This window comes from Anaerotignum faecicola (genome assembly GCA_024460105.1).
Lineage (GTDB): Bacteria > Bacillota > Clostridia > Lachnospirales > Anaerotignaceae > JANFXS01.
Genome location: JANFXS010000043.1, coordinates 1 through 644 on the forward strand (window position 1 = coordinate 1; position 644 = coordinate 644).

The 644-nt window shown below is 49.8% G+C and carries 2 protein-coding genes; both read right to left on the reverse strand.

The window, feature by feature from the left end:
• Positions 1 to 169: AAA family ATPase (locus tag NE664_12625; protein MCQ4727480.1), on the reverse strand; the 169-nt coding region annotated here is incomplete at its 3' end.
• A 96-nt stretch (positions 170 to 265) separates the two neighbouring features.
• Positions 266 to 644 (reverse strand): bifunctional hydroxymethylpyrimidine kinase/phosphomethylpyrimidine kinase (locus NE664_12630; GenBank protein MCQ4727481.1); only part of this gene is annotated, 379 nt, incomplete at its 5' end.

A 644-nucleotide genomic window follows, 5' to 3' on the forward strand; every position in this document is an offset into this window, starting at 1 on the left:
CACAGCCATCCGTTTCAGCACCCATACTGAAGCTTAAATTTCCCTGTGGATCCATGTCCACAGCCAGCACCCGGTAACCTTTGGATTTAAAAACCGAGGCCAGTACGTATGCCGATGTCGTTTTTCCAACACCGCCCTTTTGATTTGACAACACAACAGTAGCTGCCATAAGAATTCCCCCATAACTTACAATTTTCCACACAATATGACATTATTGTTATTATAGCAAGAATCCGGGAAACATACAATTGGATTTTTCTTCCGGTCAAAGGCATTTCTCGAGCATTTCGCACAGCCTCGGAATCTGGGATTCGAACTCGACGCCATACCATCGGGAACTGCCGGCTGCGGCGGTTCCCTCAATACAGAGAACAACGAAATCCGCGGCCAGCGTCAGCGCGCTTCCGAGACTTAAGCCCCGCATCATACCTCCCAGGACTACCGAGGAGTAGAGATCGCCGGTTCCATGGTAGCTCTGTGGACAGCGGTGCGTAAAATAGGAAAAGCTCTCCCCCTCACGATCCAGATAAGCCACACCCAATTTGTTAGGTTCAAAGCTGACGCCGGTCAGGGCAGCCGTTTTACACCCAAGCGCCAGCAACCGTTCCAGCATTTCCCTGATATAAGACTCATCATAATCCGTT